The sequence below is a fragment of the Pseudoxanthomonas winnipegensis genome (assembly GCF_030322905.1).
In the GTDB taxonomy this organism is placed as follows: Bacteria; Pseudomonadota; Gammaproteobacteria; order Xanthomonadales; family Xanthomonadaceae; genus Pseudoxanthomonas_A; species Pseudoxanthomonas_A winnipegensis.
This window is the reverse complement of the sequence record NZ_CP095475.1, coordinates 2,723,486-2,740,574: the sequence shown is the minus strand read 5'-3', so window position 1 is coordinate 2,740,574 and position 17,089 is coordinate 2,723,486. Positions and strand designations below refer to the sequence as shown.

Here is a 17,089-nt window from a genome sequence, read left to right as displayed (position 1 = left end):
GGGGTCAGTGTACGCAAGCCGGCCTGCGCGGGGCAGGCTTGACAGCCTCCCGGACCGGCGCGGGCCGGCCTCTACGCGTTCAGGCCCAGAGGTCTAGAACAGCGCGACCTGTCCCAGCCCGGCCCGGCGCGCGGCGGCCTCGCGCACCGGCGCGAAGCTGTGACGGTGCTGCGGGCAGGGGCCGTGCGCGTCGAGCGCGGCCAGGTGCGCGGGCGTGCCGTAGCCCTTGTGCACGGCGAACCCGTATTCGGGATGGGTCTGGTGCAGCTCGCGCATCATCCGGTCGCGGGTGACCTTGGCCAGGATCGAGGCGGCCATGATCGCCCGGTCGCGGCCGTCGCCGCCGATCAGCGCATGGCCGGGGCAGGGCAGGCCGGCGGGCACCCGGTTGCCGTCGATATGGACCACGCCGGCCACGTGCGCCACCGCTTCCACCGCCAGGCGCATGCCGAGCATCGTGGCCTGGTAGATGTTGAGCCGGTCGATGTCGGGCACCTCCAGCACCACCACGTGCCAGGCCAGCGCACGCTCGGTGATGCGGCCGTAGAACAGCTCGCGCTTGGCGGCGGTGAGCTGCTTGGAGTCGTCCAGCCCGTTGATGCGCGGCCGCGCCGGGTCGAACACCACCGCCGCCACCGTCAGCGGCCCGGCCAGCGGCCCGCGCCCGGCCTCGTCGACGCCGGCGACGAGCAGCCGGGACGCGGGACCGGGGACCGGGGACCCTTGGACCCGCGCTACCGGATCGATCGCGCTCATGTCCGCTGTTCCGGGTCCCGGGTCCCGGCTCTCCGGTCCCGGAGGAGTTCATCCACCGCATCCGCCGCGCGCGCCGAGGCGTCCTGGCGCAGCAGGGCGTGCAGCTCCAGATAGCGTCCCTGCAGCGCGGCGACCGCCTCGGGGTGCGCGAACCACGCCAGCACGGCCGCGGCCAGCCGCTCGGGCGTGCAGTCTTCCTGCATCAGCTCGGGCGCGAGGTCCTCACCGGCCAGGATGTTGGGCAGCGCGAAGCGCTTGACCTTCAGCAGGCGCAGCCTGCGCGCCAGCCAGGCCGAGGCCGGGGCGACCTTGTAGCCCACCACCATCGCGCGCTTGGCCAGCATCGCCTCCAGCGTGGCCGTGCCCGAGGCCAGCAGCACCACGTCGCTGGCGACCATGGCCTCGCGCGCCTGGCCATCGAGCAGGCGCGGACGCGGCGAGGGGAAGGGCGTGGCGGCCAGCAGCGGCTCCAGCACGGCGTGCACGGCCGGGTTGGCGGCCGGAATCAGCACCTGCAGGCCAGGCACCTGCTCGGCCACGCGCAGGGCGGCATCGATGAAGTCCTGCGCCAGGCGGCCGACCTCGCCCATGCGGCTGCCGGGCAACACCGCCAGCACCGGCCGCGTGCCCAGTCCCAGCGCCGCGCGCGCGGCCTCGCGATCGGGCTGCAGCGGCAGCGCATCGGCCATGGGATGGCCGACGTAGCGCGCATCCACGCCATGGCGCGCGTAGATGTCCGGCTCCATCGGGAACAGGCACAGCACCAGGTCAGCGCTGCGGCCGATCCGGTCGGCGCGCTTCTCGCGCCAGGCCCAGACCGAGGGGCTGACGTAATGCACGGTGGGCACGCCGCGCTGCTTGAGCCAGCGCTCCATGCCCAGATTGAAGTCCGGCGCATCGATGCCGATGAACACGTCCGGCTGCCAGTCCAGCAGCTGCTGGCGCAGCGACTTGCGCAGGCGCAGCAGGCGCGGCAGATGGCGCAGGACCTCGGTCAGGCCCATCACCGCCAGTTCGCTGGCGTCGAACCACGCATCCAGCCCGGCCGCGCGCATGCCCGGACCGCCGATGCCGGCGAAGCGGGCCTCGGGATGGCGCTGGCGCAGCTGTGCGATCAATCCGGCGCCGAGCGCATCGCCGGAGGCCTCGCCGGCCACCAGCGCGATACGTGGCGCGCGTGCACCCTGCGGACCTGCCATCAGCTCGGCCAGGGTGCGCGAGGAGCCGGCCGTCGTAGGCATCAGGCGTGCACCACTCAACGCACCAGGCGGCGCTCGCCGTGGGCGATGAAATCGAGCATGGCCTGCACATCGCTGCTGTCCTTGGCCTGCTCGGCCAGCTGCGCCTGGGCCTCGGCCAGCGGCAGGCCGGCCACGTACAGCGTGCGGTAGGCGCGCTTGATCGCGGCGATGCGCTCGGCATCGAAGCCGCGGCGCTTGAGGCCTTCGCTGTTGATGCCGCGGGGGCGGCCATGATCGTCGGCGGCGAACATGGTGAACGGGGCGACATCGCCGCCGACCAGTGCGCCCATGCCGATGAAGGCGTGCGCGCCGACGCGACAGAACTGATGCGCGCCGGAGAAGCCGCTGAAGATCACCCAGTCCTCGACCGTCACATGCCCGGCCAGGGTGGTGTTGTTGGAGAACACGCAGTGGTTGCCGACGTGGCAGTCGTGCGCCACGTGGGTGTAGGCCAGCATCCAGTTGTCATCGCCGATGCGGGTGACGGTGGTGCCGGTGACGGTGCCGCGGTTGAGCGTGACGAACTCGCGGAATACGTTGCGGTCGCCGATCACCAGCTCGGTGCGCTCGCCGGCGAACTTCTTGTCCTGCGGCGGCCCGCCCGCGGCGACATGGCCGACGAAATGGTTCTCGCGGCCGATGCGGGTCGGGCCGGTGATCGAGCAGTGCGGGCCGACGATGCTGCCATCGCCCACTTCCACATCGGCGCCGATCAGGCTGAACGCGCCGATCTGCACGCCGACGCCGAGCCTGGCGCCCGGGTCGACCACGGCCGAAGGGTGGATCAGGGTCTGCGCCATCGGCTCAATCTCCCTTGCCCTTGTCGACCTCGGCGCACAGCATCTCGGCGCAGGCGACCTGCTTGCCGTCCACGCGCGCGATGCCTTCGTACACGGCCATGTTGCGGATCTTGCGCTTGATGGTGACCTCCATCTCCAGGCGATCGCCCGGGACCACCGGCGCGCTGAACTTCACGTTCTCCACCTTGACCAGGTAGAACAGCTTGCACGCGGCGGCCTCGCCGTTGGCGATCTGGGTGATCAGGCCGCCGGCCTGGGCCAGCGCCTCGATGATCAGCACGCCCGGCATCACCGAGCGCTCGGGGAAGTGCCCCATGAAGAACGGCTCGTTGAAGGTGACGTTCTTGTAGGCCTTGATGCGCGTGTCCGGCTCGAGTTCGGTCACCCGGTCCACCAGCAGGAACGGATAGCGATGCGGCAGCAGGCGCTGGATGGTTTCGATGGTGAGCGGCAGTTCCAGGTTCATCGTCATGGTGCTTCTTGGGTGTCCTTGCCGGAGGGAATCCGGCGGGCGAGCGCATCGAGCTGGCGGAAACGCGCCGCGTTCTTGCGCCAGGTGCGGACATCGGTGATGGGAAGGGAAGAGGCGTAGGTGCCCGGCTCGGTCACGGGACCGGCGACCATGGACATGGCCAGCACGGTGACCTTGTCGCCGATCTCCAGGTGGCCGGCCACGCCGACCTTGCCGGCCAGCATGCAGTACTGGCCGATCTTCGCGCTCCCTGCGATACCCACCTGCGCGGCCATGGCGGTGTGCGCGCCGACCTGCACGTTGTGGGCGATCTGGACGAGGTTGTCCACCCGCACATCCTGCGCCAGCACGGTGTCTTCCAGCGCGCCGCGATCGATGCAGGTATTGGCGCCGATCTCGCAATCGTCGCCGATCACCACCCCGCCCAGCTGCGGCACGTTGAGCCAGCGCCCGGCCTCCATCGCCAGGCCGAAGCCCTGCGCGCCGAGCACGGCGCCGGGATGCACGCGCACGCGCCGACCCAGGCGCACACGCACCACCAGGGTGACGCGGGCGACGAGCTCGCAGCCTTCTTCCAGGCTGCAGTCCTCGCCGATCACGCAACCCGGGCCGACGATGCAGCGCTCGCCGACCACGCTGTTGGCGCCGATGTAGACATGCGCGCCGATGCTGGCGCTGGCGGCGATGCGCGCGGAAGGTTCGATCACCGCGCTGGGGTGGATGCCGGGCGCGCGCGGATAGGTCGGCTCGAACAGCTCGGAGACCTTGGCGAAGGCCGCATGCGGATCCTTGGCCACCAGCGCCACGCCGCGCACGCCCTCGACGTGATCGCGGCCGACGATCACCACCGAGGCCTGCGTGGAGGCCAGCAGGTCGGCGTAGCGCGGATTGGCCAGGAAGGCCAGCTGCCCCGGCTGCGCGCCGGCCAGCGTCGCCACGCCGGTCACGACGGTGTCGCCATCGCCATGCAGTTCCAGGCCGAAGCGCTCGGCCAGGGCGCCAGCCGTCTGGGAAGAAGGAGTGGTCATCGGCGGCATTTTACCCCGGACCCGCACCGCACAAGCGAAGGCCCGGTCGAGCCGGGCCTTTGCCTGTGCCAGCGAGGGTCGACGCGTGGCGCTTAGAACGAGCCGCCGAAGGTGAACTGCAGGCGCTCGATCTCATCGCCCGGCTGGGTCTTGAGCGGGAAGGCGTAGCTGATCGAGATCGGGCCCACCGGCGCGCGCCACAGCAGCGCCACGCCCGTGGAGGCGCGCAGGTCGTTGGCGTGGAAGTTGTCGTAGCCGTTGAACACGTTGCCCACGTCGATGAAGGCCGAGATGCGCGCGGCGTTGGAATCGAACAGCTTCGGGAACAGCATCTCGATCTGGCCGATCGTCTTGAGCGAGCCACCCAGGGGCTGGCCGCGGTTGTAGTAGGCGGTCGGTTCCGAACGCGGGCCCAGGGTGTTGTCCTCGAAGCCCCGCACCGAGCGCACGCCGCCGGCGTAGAAGTTCTCGTAGAACGGCAGGCCGGTGGCGGTGAAAGTCTCCGCGACCGCGCCGGCCGTGCCGCATGCCACGGCGACGTCGGTGGCCGGGTCCTTGCAGATCACGCGCGAGGTGTCGCTGCCGTAGCTGTTGCCGTAGCCGATCTCACCACCGGTGCGCAGCACGAAGGCCGGGCTGAGCGGCCAGTACTTGGAGAACTCGTAGTTGAGCTTGTAGTACTCCACGGTCGAGCCGGGCAGGGTGATTTCCGCCGAGACGCGCTGGTAGGTGCCGCGGGTGGGCATCCAGTAGTCGTTGCGCGTATCGCGCGCCCAGCCGACCTGGGTGCGCCAGGCGTGGAAGGTGCGGCTGCCCAGCGCCTTGACGTAGTCGACGATGGCCTGCGGGGTGTAGTTGTCGTAGGTGCTGACCTGGGTCGAGTCGACGCCGAACATGACCGAGATGCTGTCGCTCTCGCTCAGCGGGATGCCCAGGATCGTCTGCGCGGCGACGTTGCGCGAGGAGTACGCGGCGGTGTTGTAGTCCGAGTAGTCCAGGTCGCTGTAGGACAGGTTGTAGCCCAGCGACACGCCGTCGTCGGTGAAGTACGGGTTGGTGAAGGAGAACGAGTAGCGGCTCAGGTAGTCGCTGCGCGAGGCCTCGACCGACACGCGGTTGCCGCCGCCCAGGAAGTTGTTCTGCGACAGCTGCACCGAGGTGGTGATGCCGGACAGCTGCGAATAGCCCAGGCCGAACACGAAGCTGCCCGAGGTGGTTTCCTTGACGTTGTAGATCACGTCCACCTGATCGCGCGTGCCCGGCACCGGCTGGGTCTGCACGTCCACGGTCTCGAAGTAGCCCAGGCGCTGCAGGCGGATCTTGGAGCGGTCGATCGCCGCCTGCGAGTACCAGGCGCCCTCGAACTGGCGCATCTCGCGGCGCAGCACCTCGTCGGCGGTGCGGCTGTTGCCCTTGAACTCGATGCGGCGCACGTTGACGCGCGGGCCCGGCACGACCTGGAAGTTGATGCCGACCGTGCGCTTGTCGCGATCGATGGTCGGGATCGGATTGACCTGGGCGAAGGCGTAGCCGATGTTGCCCAGCGTGGCGGTGATGCCGTCGGAGGTCATCTCCAGCAGGCGGCGCGAGAAGATCTGGCCCTTGCGCACCAGCACCATCTTCTCCACGCGCTCCTGCGGCAGGATCGTGTCGCCGCTGACCTTGACGTCCGAGACGGTGTACTGCTCGCCCTCGGTCACCCCGCCGGTGATGAACATGTCCTTCTTGTCCGGGCTGATCGCGACCTGGGTCGAATCCAGGCTGAAATCCACGTAGCCGCGGTCCAGGTACCAGGAGTTGAGCTTCTCGATGTCGCCGGAGAGCTTTTCCTTGGAGTACTGGTCGTCGCGCTTGTACCAGGACAGCCAGTTGTGCTCCTGCGACTCCCAGCCCTCGCGGATGTCTTCCTGCGGGAACTTCTCGGTGCCGATCAGGTTGATGTGGCGGATCTTGGCCGCCTTGCCTTCCTTGATCGCGATGGTCACGTCCACGCGGTTGCGGTCCAGCGGGCTGACCGTCGGGGTGATCTGGACGTTGTACTTGCCGCGGTTGTTGTACTGGCGCACCAGCTCCTGGGTGACGCGGTCCAGCGCCAGGCGGTCGAAGGTGCCGCCCTCGGACAGGCCGATGTCGTTCAGGCCCTTGGTCAGGTCCTCGGTCTTGATGTCCTTGTTGCCGGTCAGCGTCAGCTTGTTGATCGCCGGACGCTCCTTCAGCGTCACCACCAGGATCGAGCCCTGGCGCGAGAGCTGCACGTTCTCGAAGAAGCCGGTCTTGTACAGCGCGCGGATCGCCTCGCCGATCTTGGCCTGGGTCACCGTGTCGCCGCGCTCGATCGGCAGGTAGGTCAGCACCGTGCCGCTGGAGATGCGCTGCACCCCGTCCACGCGGATGTCGCTGGCCACGAAGTCCGAGGCCGAGGCCGGGGCGGCCGGCTGCGTGCCGAAGGCCGGCGCGGACGGCTGCTGCTGCGAGCCGAACGGCGGCACCGTGCCGGTCGACTGGGCCCAGGCCGGTGCCGCGATGGCCGAAGCCAGGGCAAGGGCGAGCAGGCGGCGGGTCGGGAGTCGCGTCATCATCACATCCGTCGAAAAACTGGTTTTGGTGTGACCCCGTGCGGGGCCGGGCCGCGACGCGGCCATGGAAGAGGTAGTGGAGGGCATCAGATCACCGGGCGCAGGATATCGTTGTACAGCGCCAGCCCCATCAGGCCAGCCAGGAAGGCCAGGCCCACGAACTGGCCCGCAGCCATGGCCCGCTCGCTGAGCGGGCTGCCCTTGACCAACTCGATAAGGTAATACAGCAGGTGTCCGCCGTCCAAGACCGGGATCGGCAGCAGGTTGACGATGGCCAGGCTCAGCGAGAGCAGGGCCAGGAACTGCAGGAACCAGGTCGGGCCGCGTTCGGCCGAGGCATTGGCCACCTTGGCGATGGTGATCGGCCCGGAAACCCCCTGCAGCGAGGCGTGGCCGGTCACCATGCGCCGGATCATGCCCAGCGAATCGGAGGCCAGCTGCCAGGTCTGGCGCAGGGCGGCGGGGATCGCCTGCAGCGGCCCGTAGCGCTGCAGCGCGTCGTAGGCCGGGGCGGTGTCGCGGCCCAGGGAGATGCCCAGACCCCAGTAATGCGCGCCGCTGGCCGGGTCGGTCATCTGCCGCGGCCGCAGCGGCAGGGCCAGGCGGCTGCCCTCGCGTTCGACCTCGATCATGACCTCGCCGCCGCGCGCGCCCAGGGTCTGCACCAGCGGACGCAGGTCGGCGGCCTGCTGCACCGGCTCGCCGTCGATGGCGGTGATCAGGTCGCCGACCTGCAGCACGCCGGCGGCGGGCGAATCGGCCGCGACCGCGCGCACCTGCGCCGGATCGACCAGGAACTGCCAGCGCAGGCCCAGCGTCCCGGCCACGTCCTGCTCGTTGAAGCCGGCCGGCACGCGCGAGGTGTAGACCGTGCGTTCCAGCGTATTGCCCGCCGCGTCCTCGACCCGGGCGCGCGCGTCGCGCCCGTCCATCGCCGCGCCGGTCAGCTCGATCGTGGCCTCGGTCGCGGTCGGGGTGCTGCGCCCGTCCACGTCCAGGATGCGGTCGCCCGGGCGCAGGCCGGACTGCTGGGCGATGCCGGCCACGTGGCCGACCACCGGGGCGAAATCCTCCTTGCCGATCACGAACATGGCCCACAGCAGGGCCACGCACAGGATCAGGTTGGCGATCGGCCCGGCCGCGACGATCGCGATGCGCTGGCCGACCGGCTTGCGGTTGAAGGCCTCGTGCAGGCGCTCGGCGGGCACGTCGGCCTCGCGCTCGTCCAGCATTTTGACGTAGCCGCCCAGCGGGATCGGGGCGATGGCGAACTCGGTGCCGTGGCGGTCGCGGCGCGACCACAGCGGCTTGCCGAAGCCCACCGAGAAGCGCAGCACGCCCACCCCGCAACGGCGCGCGACCCAGTAATGGCCGAATTCATGGAAGGTGACCAGCACGCCGAGTGCGACGATCAGCCACCAGATGGAGCCTGCGATATCACTCATGCGGAAACGGCGTGGCCTGTGGTGCGGTGGATCCAGTCCTGGCTGAAGCGCCGCGCGAGGCCATCGGCCGCCAGCAGCGCCTCCAGCGTCTCGGCCGGGGCATGCGCATGGGCGGCGAGGGCATCCTCGACCAATGCAGGGATCGCTAGGAAACCGATCCGGCCCTGAAGAAAGGCTGAAACGGCCGATTCGTTGGCCGCGTTGAGCACCGCCGGCGCCGCGCCGCCGGCCGCCAGGGCCTCCCAGGCCAGCCGCAGGCAGGGGAAGGCCTCCATGTCCGGCGCCTCGAAGTCCAGCCGGCCGTGGGCCAGCAGGTCCAGCCCGCCCACGCCCGATGCCAGCCGCTGCGGCCAGCCCAGGCCGACCGACAGCGCGGTGCGCATGTCCGGCAGGCCGAGCTGGGCCAGGGTGGAGCCGTCGATGAAGTCCACCAGCGAATGCACCAGGCTCTGCGGGTGCACCAGCACGTCCAGCCGCTCGCGGCCGACGTCGAACAGATGCGCGGCCTCGATCAGCTCCAAGCCCTTGTTCATCAGCGTGGCCGAATCGACCGAGATCTTCGGCCCCATCGACCACTTGGGATGGGCCACGGCCTGGGCCACGGTGACCGTCTCCAGCGAGGCGCGGCTGCGCCCGCGGAACGGCCCGCCCGAGGCGGTCAGGATGATCCGGCGCACCTGCGCCCCGGCCTGGCGCGAGCCCAGGCACTGGAAGATGGCGTTGTGTTCGCTGTCGATCGGCACGATGTCCGCGCCGGAGGCCTGCGCCGCGGCGATCACCAGGGCGCCGGCCAGCACCAGCGATTCCTTGTTGGCCAGCAGCAGGCGCTTGCCGGCGCGCGCGGCGGCCAGGGTGGAGGACAGCCCGGCGGCGCCGACGATGGCGGCCACGACCGTGTCGCAGGCCTGACCGGCCACCAGCGCGTCCAGCGCCGCCTCGCCGGCATGCGCCTGGATGGCGGACAGGCCGGCGTCGGCCAGCGCGTCTCGCAGCTCGGCGTAGCGGGCCGGATCGGCGATCACGGCATGGTCGGGACGGTGGCTGCGGCACAGCGCGACCAGCGCCGGGACATTGCTGCCGGCGGCCAGCACGGTCGCGCGCAGCTGGTCCGGGTGCCGGGCGATCACGTCCAGCGCGGAGCTGCCGATCGAGCCGGTGGCGCCGAGCACGGCGACGCGACGCGAGAAGGGAACAGGCGCATCCATCGGCTTAGAACCCCAGCAGCTCGCGGCCGATCAGGAACACCGGCAGCGCGGCGATCACGCCGTCGATGCGGTCCAGCACGCCGCCGTGGCCGGGGATCAGGTGGCCGGAATCCTTGGCCCCGACGTGCCGCTTGAGCAGGCTTTCGAACAGGTCGCCGGCCACCGAGAACAGCACGGTCACCACGCACACCAGGGCCAGCGCGGGCATCTGCGCCAGCGACACGCCCGCCAGCCAGCCGCCGAGCAGGCCGATGACCACGCCGCCGATCAGCCCGCCGGCCAGGCCCTCGATGGTCTTGTTGGGGCTGATGCGCGGGGCCAGCTTGTGCTTGCCGAAGGCGCGCCCGGCGAAGTACGCGCCGCTGTCGGCGGCCCAGACCAGCGCCAGGGCGGTCAGCAGCCACAGATGGCCGCTCATGCCGGCCTTCGGGTCGAAGCTGTTGGAGTGGATCAGGCACAGCGCGCACCAGGCCGGCACCACCGCCAGCGTGCCGGCGGCCAGCTTGAACAGCCGCGCCCAGGTCTGGTGGTCCGAGGCGAAGGCGTAGAAGCGCAGCCACACCAGCGCCAGCACCCACCAGGCCACGCCGACCAGCGACACCAGCTGGAACAGCGCCGGCGACAGCCCGCTCGGCGCGCGGCTGGCCCAGGTCAGCAGCACCATCAGCGCCAGGTTGAGCAGGACCAGCACGGTGCGCGCCAGGGTGTCGTCCACCTCGGCCAGCTTCAGCCATTCCCACAGGCCGATCAGGAACAGCGCGGCGGCCAGCGCGGCCAGCCACGGCGTGGGCAGCAGCACGATGGCGGCGATCGCCAGCGGCGCCATCACCAGCGCGGCGATCACGCGGACGCGGGTCATGCGCTGGCTCCCTGTGTGGCGACCTGTTCACCGGTCAGGCCGAAGCGGCGCTCGCGCTGGGCGAAATCGTCCAGCGCGGCCTGCAGCACGCCGGCATCCAGGTCGGGCCACAGGGTCTCGGTGAACCACAGTTCGGTGTAGGCCAGCTGCCACAGCAGGAAGTTGCTGATGCGGTGGTCGCCGCCGGTGCGGATGAACAGGTCCGGCGGCGGCAGGTCGGCCAGCGCCACGCGCGCGTCCAGGCTGGCCTCGTCGATGTCTTCCGGCCGCAGCCGGCCGGCCGCGACCTCCACGGCCAGGGCGCGCGCGGCGTCGGTCAGGTCCTGGCGACCGCCGTAGCTGGCGGCGATCGCCAGGGTCAGCGCGGTGTTGGCGGCGGTCTGCGCCTCGGCGGCGGCCATGCGCGCCACGATCGCCGGGGCGAACCGCGCGCGCTGGCCGATGAAGCGGATGCGCACGCCGCGGCGGTGCAGCTCATCGACCTCGCGCTCCAGCGCGCCCATGAACAGCTTCATCAGTGCGCTCACCTCATCGGCCGGGCGGCCCCAGTTCTCGCTGGAGAAGGCGAACAGGGTCAGCGCCTCGATGCCGCGCTCCAGGCAGAAGTCGATGCACAGGTTGACCGCGCGCGCGCCGGCGCGGTGGCCGATCATGCGCGGGCGATGGCGGCGCTGCGCCCAGCGGCCGTTGCCATCCATGATGATGGCCAGGTGGCGCGGCTGGGCGCGGGGCAGGGCGGGCGGCATGGCGGTCATGAGGGCGGTGTGACCCGCTCAGACGGCCATCAGTTCCTGTTCCTTGGCCTTGACCACCTCGTCGACGTCCTTGATCGCCTTGTCGGTGAGCTTCTGGATCTCGTCCTCGCTGCGACGCACCTCGTCCTCGGTGATCTGCTTGTCCTTGAGCAGGTCCTTGACCTGCTGGTTGGCATCGCGGCGCACGTTGCGGATGGCGACCTTGGTGTCCTCGCCCTCGCTGTGCACGACCTTGGACAGGTCGCGGCGGCGCTCCTCGGTCAGGGCCGGGATGTTGATGCGGATGACCGTGCCGGCGGTGTTGGGCGTCAGGCCCAGGTCGGAGGCCAGGATGGCCTTCTCCACGGCCGACACCATCTGCTTCTCCCACGGGGTGATGGTCAGCGAGCGCGCATCGGCCACCGACACGGTGGCCACCTGCGACAGCGGCATGTCCGAGCCGTAGTAGTTGACCTTCAGATGATCGACCAGGGCCGGGGTGGCGCGACCGGTGCGCAGCTTGGTCAGGGCCTGGCGCAGCGACTCGACGCTCTTGTTCATGCGCGCCTGCGCGTCGTTCTTGATGTCGTTCAGCATCGTCGGGTCCTGGGATTCGTCAAACCCGGGATTATAGGTCAAAGCCGGCACTGGCCGGACTTGGGCTCAGTGGTGATGCGGCGCCGATGCCGCTTCGCCGCCTGCGGGACGGCAGGGCTGCTGGCAGGCCTGGCCGCGTTCGAGCTGCAAGGTGGCGTGGCCGATGCCGAAGCGCTCGGCCAGCGCGCTGGCGGTGGCCTCGATGAAGGCGTCCTCGTCCTGCGCCTCGGGCCGCACCACGTGCGCGGTCAGCGCGGTCTGGCCCGCGCCCAGCGGCCAGATATGCAGGTGGTGCACCGCGGTAACGCCGGGGCGCGAGGCCAGGAAGGTCTCCACGGCGGCCTGGTCGATGTGCCCCGGCACCGCGTCCATGGCCGCGGCGAAGCTCTCGCGCAGCAGGCCGTAGGTGCCGATCGCGATCACCACGCTGATCACCAGGGCGGTGGTCGGGTCCAGCCATTCCCAACCCAGCCACCACATGCCCAGGCCGGCCAGGACCGCGGCCAGCGACACCGCCGCATCGGCCATCAGGTGCAGCACCGCGCCGCGTCGATTGAGGTCGTTGCCGCTGTGGCTGTGGCCATGCCCGCTGTGCAGCAACCAGCCCGCGCCCAGATTGACGGCGATGCCGATCGCGGCCACCACCATCACCGGGATGGCGGGGATCGAGGGCGGCTCGCTGAAGCGGCGGATCGCCTCCCAGGCCAGGCCGCCGGAGAACACCATCAGCACGATCGCGTTGGCCAGCGGCGCCAGCAGGGTGGCCTTGCCCCAGCCGTAGGTATGGCTGGCGGTGGGCTGGCGGCGCGCCATGGCCGCCGCCGCCCAGGCCAGGGCCAGGCCGAGGACATCGCCGAGGTTGTGCAGCGCGTCGCTCAGCAGCGCCAGCGAATTGGTGTGGAAACCGTAGCCGGCCTCCAGCGCGGTATAGGCCAGGTTGACCAGCATCGCCACCGCGTAGCCGCGGGTGCCGCTGTCGTGGCCATGCGCGCCACCGGCGGCGGCGCCGTGCGCGTGGCCACTTGTGGCCTGGTGCGCGTGGCCATGGTCATGACCGGCGTGGTCATGGCCGTGGTCTGCGTGATCGTGGGAGTGGGAGTGCGCCATGGGGCGGCAGGGTGAGGCCGGCGGGGCGCGGACACAATTACAGGATCACGGAGTGACCGCGCAAGAGCGAGAAGTGCGCGTAGAGGAGTGAGCAAAGGCGGCGGGCTTTCGACTCCCACTCACTCCTCTGCGCTCACTCCTCTTCACTCGTCTCAGCCTCAGCCCCGACCTTCCACCAGCGTGCCGATGTTCTCGCCGCGCAGGATGTTCATCAGATTGCCCGGCACCGACAGGTCGTAGATGCGCAGCGGCACGGCGCTGTCGCGGCACAGGGCGAAGGCGGCGGTATCCATCACCTCCAGACCGCGGCGGATCACCTCGTCGTAGGTCAGCGTGTCGAAACGCTTGGCGTCGGGGAACTTGCGCGGGTCCTTGTCGTAGACGCCGTCGACCTTGGTCGCCTTGAGCAGCAGGTCGGCCTCGATCTCGATCGCGCGCAGCGCCGCGCCCGAGTCGGTGGTGAAGAAGGGGTTGCCGGTGCCGGCGGCGAAGATCGCGATGCGGCCCTTTTCCAGGTGGCGCACGGCGCGGCGGCGGATGTAGTCCTCGCACACGTCGTTGATCTTCAGCGCGCTCATCACGCGCACCTTGGCGCCGAGCTTTTCCAGCGCGTCCTGCATGGCCAGCGCGTTGATGACCGTAGCCAGCATGCCCATCTGGTCGCCGGTGACCCGGTCCATGCCGCCCGCCGCCAGGCCGGCGCCGCGGAAGATGTTGCCGCCGCCGATCACCAGCGCGACCTCGGCGCCGGCGTCGCGCGCCTCGATGATCTCGCGGGCGATGCGGCCGATCACCTTTGGATCGATGCCGTAGTCCTCAGATCCCATCAGCGCCTCCCCGGAGAGTTTCAGCAGGATGCGGCGATAGGCGAGGGGCGCGGTCATCGGGGGGGAACCTTGGCTTGGACAAACGTCGGCCAGTCTAGCCGACGCCGGCCGGTGCGAGAAGCGAGGCGTGCGTGGAGAGCAGTGAGCGCAAGCGTCCGCGTTGGCTCACGCCTCACTTCTCCACGCGCACTGCTGCGCTCAGACTTCCAGCGAGGCCAGGTCTCCCTTCGTCTCCCGCCGCGCCGCGCGGATGTTTCCGGCGTAGCGGCGTCCGGGCCGTCGCTACGGCTGATAAATAGTGAATCGCCAGGATCACACTTCCAGCGACGCCAGATCGCCCTTGGTTTCGAGCCAGGCCTTCCTGTCCGAAGCCCGCTTCTTGGCCAGCAGCATGTCCATCAGGCCGGTGGTCTGCTCGGCGTCGTCCACGGTCAGCTGGACCAGGCGGCGGGTGTCGGGATGGATGGTCGATTCGCGCAGCTGCGAGGGATTCATCTCGCCCAGGCCCTTGAAGCGGGTCACGTTGACCTGGCCCTTGAGCTTCTCGCGCGCGATCTTCTCCAGCAGCAGGCGCTTCTCCTCCTCGTCCAGCGCGTAGAACACCTGCTTGCCCACGTCCACGCGGAACAGCGGCGGCATCGCCACGAATACATGGCCGGCGGCGACCAGCGCCGGGAAATGCTTGAGGAACAACGCCGAGAGCAGGGTGGCGATGTGCAGGCCGTCGGAGTCGGCGTCGGCCAGGATCACCACCTTGCCGTAGCGCAGGCCGGAGATGTCGTCCTTGCCCGGGTCGCAGCCGATGGCGATGGCCAGGTTGTGCACTTCCTCGGAGGCCAGCACGCTGCCAGAGGCCACTTCCCAGGTGTTCAGGATCTTGCCGCGCAGTGGCATGATCGCCTGGAAGTCCTTGTCGCGCGCCTGCTTGGCGCTGCCGCCGGCCGAGTCGCCTTCCACCAGGAACAGCTCGGTGCGCGAGAGGTCCTGGCTGATGCAGTCGGCCAGCTTTCCGGGCAAGGCCGGGCCGGAGGTGACCTTCTTGCGGACGATCTGTTTCTCGGTCTTCAGCCGCGCGCTGGCGCGGTCGATGGCGATCTGGGCGATCTGCAGGCCGATCTCGACATGCTGGTTGAGCCACAGGCTGAAAGCGTCGTGCGCGGCGCCCTCGATGAAGCCTGCGGCCTGGCGCGAGGACAGGCGCTCCTTGGTCTGGCCGGAGAACTGCGGATCGGTCATCTTCAGGCTGAGTACGAAGGCGACCCGGTCCCACACGTCCTCAGGCGCCAGCTTGATCCCGCGCGGCAGCAGGTTGCGGAAGTCGCAGAACTCGCGCAGCGCATCGGTCAGGCCCGAGCGCAGGCCGTTGACGTGGGTGCCGTGCTGGGCGGTGGGGATCAGGTTGACGTAGCTCTCCTGCACCAGCTCGCCTTCCGGCACCCAGGCCACGGCCCAGTCCACCACCTCGGTGTCCTTCTTCAGCACGCCGACGAACAGCTCGGCCGGCAGCAGCTCGCGCCCGGCCAGTTCGCCCTTGAGGTAGTCGCGCAGGCCGTCCTCGTAGTGCCAGCTGTCCTGCTCGCCGGTGGCCTCGTCGAACAGCTTGACCGTCAGCCCCGGGCACAGCACGGCCTTGGCGCGCAGCAGGTGGCGCAGGGCGCGCACGTTGATCTTGGGCGTGTCGAAGTACTTCGGGTCGGGCCAGAAGCGCAGGCGCGTGCCGGTGTTCTTCTTGCCGACCGTGCCGACCACCTCCAGCGGGCTGGCGCGGTCGCCGTCGCGGAAGGTGATGCGGTGCTCGGCACCCTCGCGCTTGATGTGGATCTCCACCAGCGTGGACAGTGCGTTGACCACGCTGACGCCCACGCCGTGCAGGCCGCCGGAGAAGGTGTAGTTCTTGTTGCTGAACTTGCCGCCGGCATGCAGGCGGGTCAGGATCAGCTCGACGCCGGGGATCTTCTCCTCCGGGTGGATGTCCACCGGCATGCCGCGGCCGTCGTCGGCCACCTCGACGCTGCCGTCCTTGTACAGGGTGACCTCCACGGTCCTGGCATGGCCGCCCAGCGCCTCGTCCACCGAGTTGTCGATGACTTCCTGCGCCAGGTGATTGGGGCGCGAGGTGTCGGTGTACATGCCGGGCCGGCGCTTGACCGGGTCCAGGCCGGAGAGGACTTCGATATCGGCAGCGTTGTAGCGGGTATTCATTGAACTCGATCAGGTCGTGTGGGTGCCACGAAGGGCGGCAAGTGTGCGGTCTGGGGTCTGGATTTGCACGTTCGCGCGGCTTTGCCCCGGCAGTGGCCGCCGCGGAGGCGTAGGCGGGCCGCGCTTGCCGATACAATCGCCCGCCAGCGGGTGCGACGCGCGCCATCGGTGAGGAGATTGTCAGTGGTGCAAGTCGCCGCCCGTGAGACAGCGGGCGCCCCCGGCCAGGCCGGAATCCAACAGCTGATCGCCGCCGACGTCGGCGGCACCTATGCCCGTCTGGGCCTGGTCGAGCTTGCGCCCGGGCACGCGCCGCGGCTGCGGCTGCACCGGCGCTATGCCGGCGCCGATTTCCCCAGCCTGGCCGCCGTGCTGCTGCGCTTCGCCGAGGAGCTGCGTGCCGCGGAAGAGGCCTGCCCGACAGCCGCCGTGGTCGCCATCGCCGGCCTGCTGCAGGGCGATACGCTGCTCAACGCCAACCTGCCCTGGCCGGTGTCGCTGGCCGACACCCGGCGCCAGGCCGGACTGCAGCGGCTGCACCTGATCAACGACTTTCAGGCCCTGGCCTGGGCCTTGCCGCACGTGGCCCTCGACCAGATCCGGCCGCTGACCGGCGAGCCGGCCACCGGCGTGCAGTTTCCCGCGCTGCTGCTGGGGCCCGGCACCGGGCTGGGCGCGGCGCTGGCGATGCAGGGACCGGCGGGCTTTGTCGTCTGGCCCAGCGAGGCCGGGCATGCCGCGCTGGCCGCGACCACGGACCTGGAGCTGGACGTGGTGCGCGTGCTGCAGCGCCGGTTCGGCCACGTGGACAACGAGCGCGCGCTGTCCGGTACCGGCCTGCTGCATCTCTACGCCGCCCTGTGCGAACTGCGCGGCGCCACGCCGGCGTTCGCCACGCCCGCCGAGCTGGTGGCCGCGGCCGAGGATCGGCGCGACGCGCTGGCGGTCGAGTGCCTGGACCTGTTCTGCCAGTGGCTGGGCAGCCTGGCCGGGGACCTGGCGATCACCTTCTGCGCGCGCTCGGTGTACCTGGCCGGCGGCCTGGCCGGCCATCTGGGCCAGCACCTGGAGGCAGGCGGCTTCATGCGCCGCTTCCACGACAAGGGCGTGCTGTCCAGCGCGCTGCGGCAGGTGCCGGTGGCGTGCATCGCGCACGGACAACTGGGCATCATCGGCGCCGCCGCCTGGTGCGCGGCCCAGCCCGACCTCTTCTGACCCCACCGACCCCACGACGGAGCCC

15 protein-coding genes are annotated in these 17,089 nt (G+C 70.2%); 1 reads left to right on the top strand and 14 read right to left on the bottom strand.

The features are described from left to right. Positions 1–93: 93 nt before the first annotated feature. The 14 genes from MWN52_RS12115 to parE all read right to left on the bottom strand — a co-directional run bounded on the left by MWN52_RS12115 (position 94) and on the right by parE (position 15,849). Positions 94–756 carry a ribonuclease HII gene (locus MWN52_RS12115; protein WP_286574825.1) on the bottom strand — a complete coding sequence of 221 codons (663 nt, stop codon included), beginning with the start codon at positions 754–756 and terminating at the stop codon, positions 94–96. Continuing rightward, positions 753–1,997: a lipid-A-disaccharide synthase gene (gene lpxB / locus MWN52_RS12110; protein ID WP_286574824.1), complete on the bottom strand. Its 1,245-nt coding sequence runs from the start codon at positions 1,995–1,997 to the stop codon at positions 753–755. Before lpxB ends, MWN52_RS12115 begins: the two co-directional genes overlap by 4 nt. Before the next feature lie 14 nt (positions 1,998–2,011). Continuing rightward, positions 2,012–2,797, bottom strand: a complete 786-nt coding sequence (gene lpxA, locus MWN52_RS12105) for an acyl-ACP--UDP-N-acetylglucosamine O-acyltransferase (protein WP_286574823.1) — start codon at positions 2,795–2,797, stop codon at positions 2,012–2,014. Between the two features lie 4 nt (positions 2,798–2,801). Continuing rightward, complete coding sequence (gene fabZ, locus MWN52_RS12100) at positions 2,802–3,269, bottom strand: 3-hydroxyacyl-ACP dehydratase FabZ (RefSeq protein ID WP_130521358.1); 468 nt, start codon at positions 3,267–3,269, stop codon at positions 2,802–2,804. After that, the gene (gene lpxD / locus MWN52_RS12095; RefSeq protein WP_286574822.1) at positions 3,266–4,297 is read right to left on the bottom strand and encodes a UDP-3-O-(3-hydroxymyristoyl)glucosamine N-acyltransferase; all 1,032 of its coding nucleotides are present in this window, start codon (positions 4,295–4,297) and stop codon (positions 3,266–3,268) included. Before lpxD ends, fabZ begins: the two co-directional genes overlap by 4 nt. A 92-nt stretch (positions 4,298–4,389) precedes the next feature. Continuing rightward, complete coding sequence (gene bamA / locus MWN52_RS12090) at positions 4,390–6,702, bottom strand: outer membrane protein assembly factor BamA (RefSeq protein ID WP_425478245.1); 2,313 nt, start codon at positions 6,700–6,702, stop codon at positions 4,390–4,392. A gap of 257 nt (positions 6,703–6,959) precedes the next feature. After that, complete coding sequence (gene rseP / locus MWN52_RS12085; RefSeq protein ID WP_286574821.1) at positions 6,960–8,318, bottom strand: RIP metalloprotease RseP; 1,359 nt, start codon at positions 8,316–8,318, stop codon at positions 6,960–6,962. Further along, a complete protein-coding gene (gene dxr, locus MWN52_RS12080) occupies positions 8,315–9,523 on the bottom strand; it encodes a 1-deoxy-D-xylulose-5-phosphate reductoisomerase (RefSeq protein WP_286574820.1) in 1,209 nt (402 codons plus the stop codon). The genes rseP and dxr overlap by 4 nt, the downstream gene beginning before the upstream one ends. Positions 9,524–9,527: 4 nt before the next feature. Beyond that, entirely contained in the window at positions 9,528–10,382 is an 855-nt protein-coding gene (locus MWN52_RS12075) for a phosphatidate cytidylyltransferase (RefSeq protein ID WP_130522882.1), read from the bottom strand. After that, positions 10,379–11,137, bottom strand: a complete 759-nt coding sequence (gene uppS, locus MWN52_RS12070) for a polyprenyl diphosphate synthase (protein ID WP_286574819.1) — start codon at positions 11,135–11,137, stop codon at positions 10,379–10,381. Before uppS ends, MWN52_RS12075 begins: the two co-directional genes overlap by 4 nt. A gap of 18 nt (positions 11,138–11,155) precedes the next feature. Continuing rightward, positions 11,156–11,713 carry a ribosome recycling factor gene (gene frr / locus MWN52_RS12065; RefSeq protein ID WP_130522880.1) on the bottom strand — a complete coding sequence of 186 codons (558 nt, stop codon included), beginning with the start codon at positions 11,711–11,713 and terminating at the stop codon, positions 11,156–11,158. 66 nt (positions 11,714–11,779) lie between these two features. Then, positions 11,780–12,820, bottom strand: a complete 1,041-nt coding sequence (locus MWN52_RS12060; protein WP_286574818.1) for a cation diffusion facilitator family transporter — start codon at positions 12,818–12,820, stop codon at positions 11,780–11,782. Between the two features lie 158 nt (positions 12,821–12,978). Continuing rightward, positions 12,979–13,704 carry a UMP kinase gene (pyrH, locus tag MWN52_RS12055; RefSeq protein WP_130521376.1) on the bottom strand — a complete coding sequence of 242 codons (726 nt, stop codon included), beginning with the start codon at positions 13,702–13,704 and terminating at the stop codon, positions 12,979–12,981. Between the two features lie 255 nt (positions 13,705–13,959). Next, complete coding sequence (gene parE, locus MWN52_RS12050; RefSeq protein ID WP_286574817.1) at positions 13,960–15,849, bottom strand: DNA topoisomerase IV subunit B; 1,890 nt, start codon at positions 15,847–15,849, stop codon at positions 13,960–13,962. A gap of 186 nt (positions 15,850–16,035) precedes the next feature. Here parE and MWN52_RS12045 point away from each other — a divergent pair, with 186 nt between their 5' ends. After that, positions 16,036–17,064 carry a glucokinase gene (locus MWN52_RS12045; protein WP_286574816.1) on the top strand — a complete coding sequence of 343 codons (1,029 nt, stop codon included), beginning with the start codon at positions 16,036–16,038 and terminating at the stop codon, positions 17,062–17,064. The last annotated feature ends 25 nt before the right edge of the window (positions 17,065–17,089 follow it).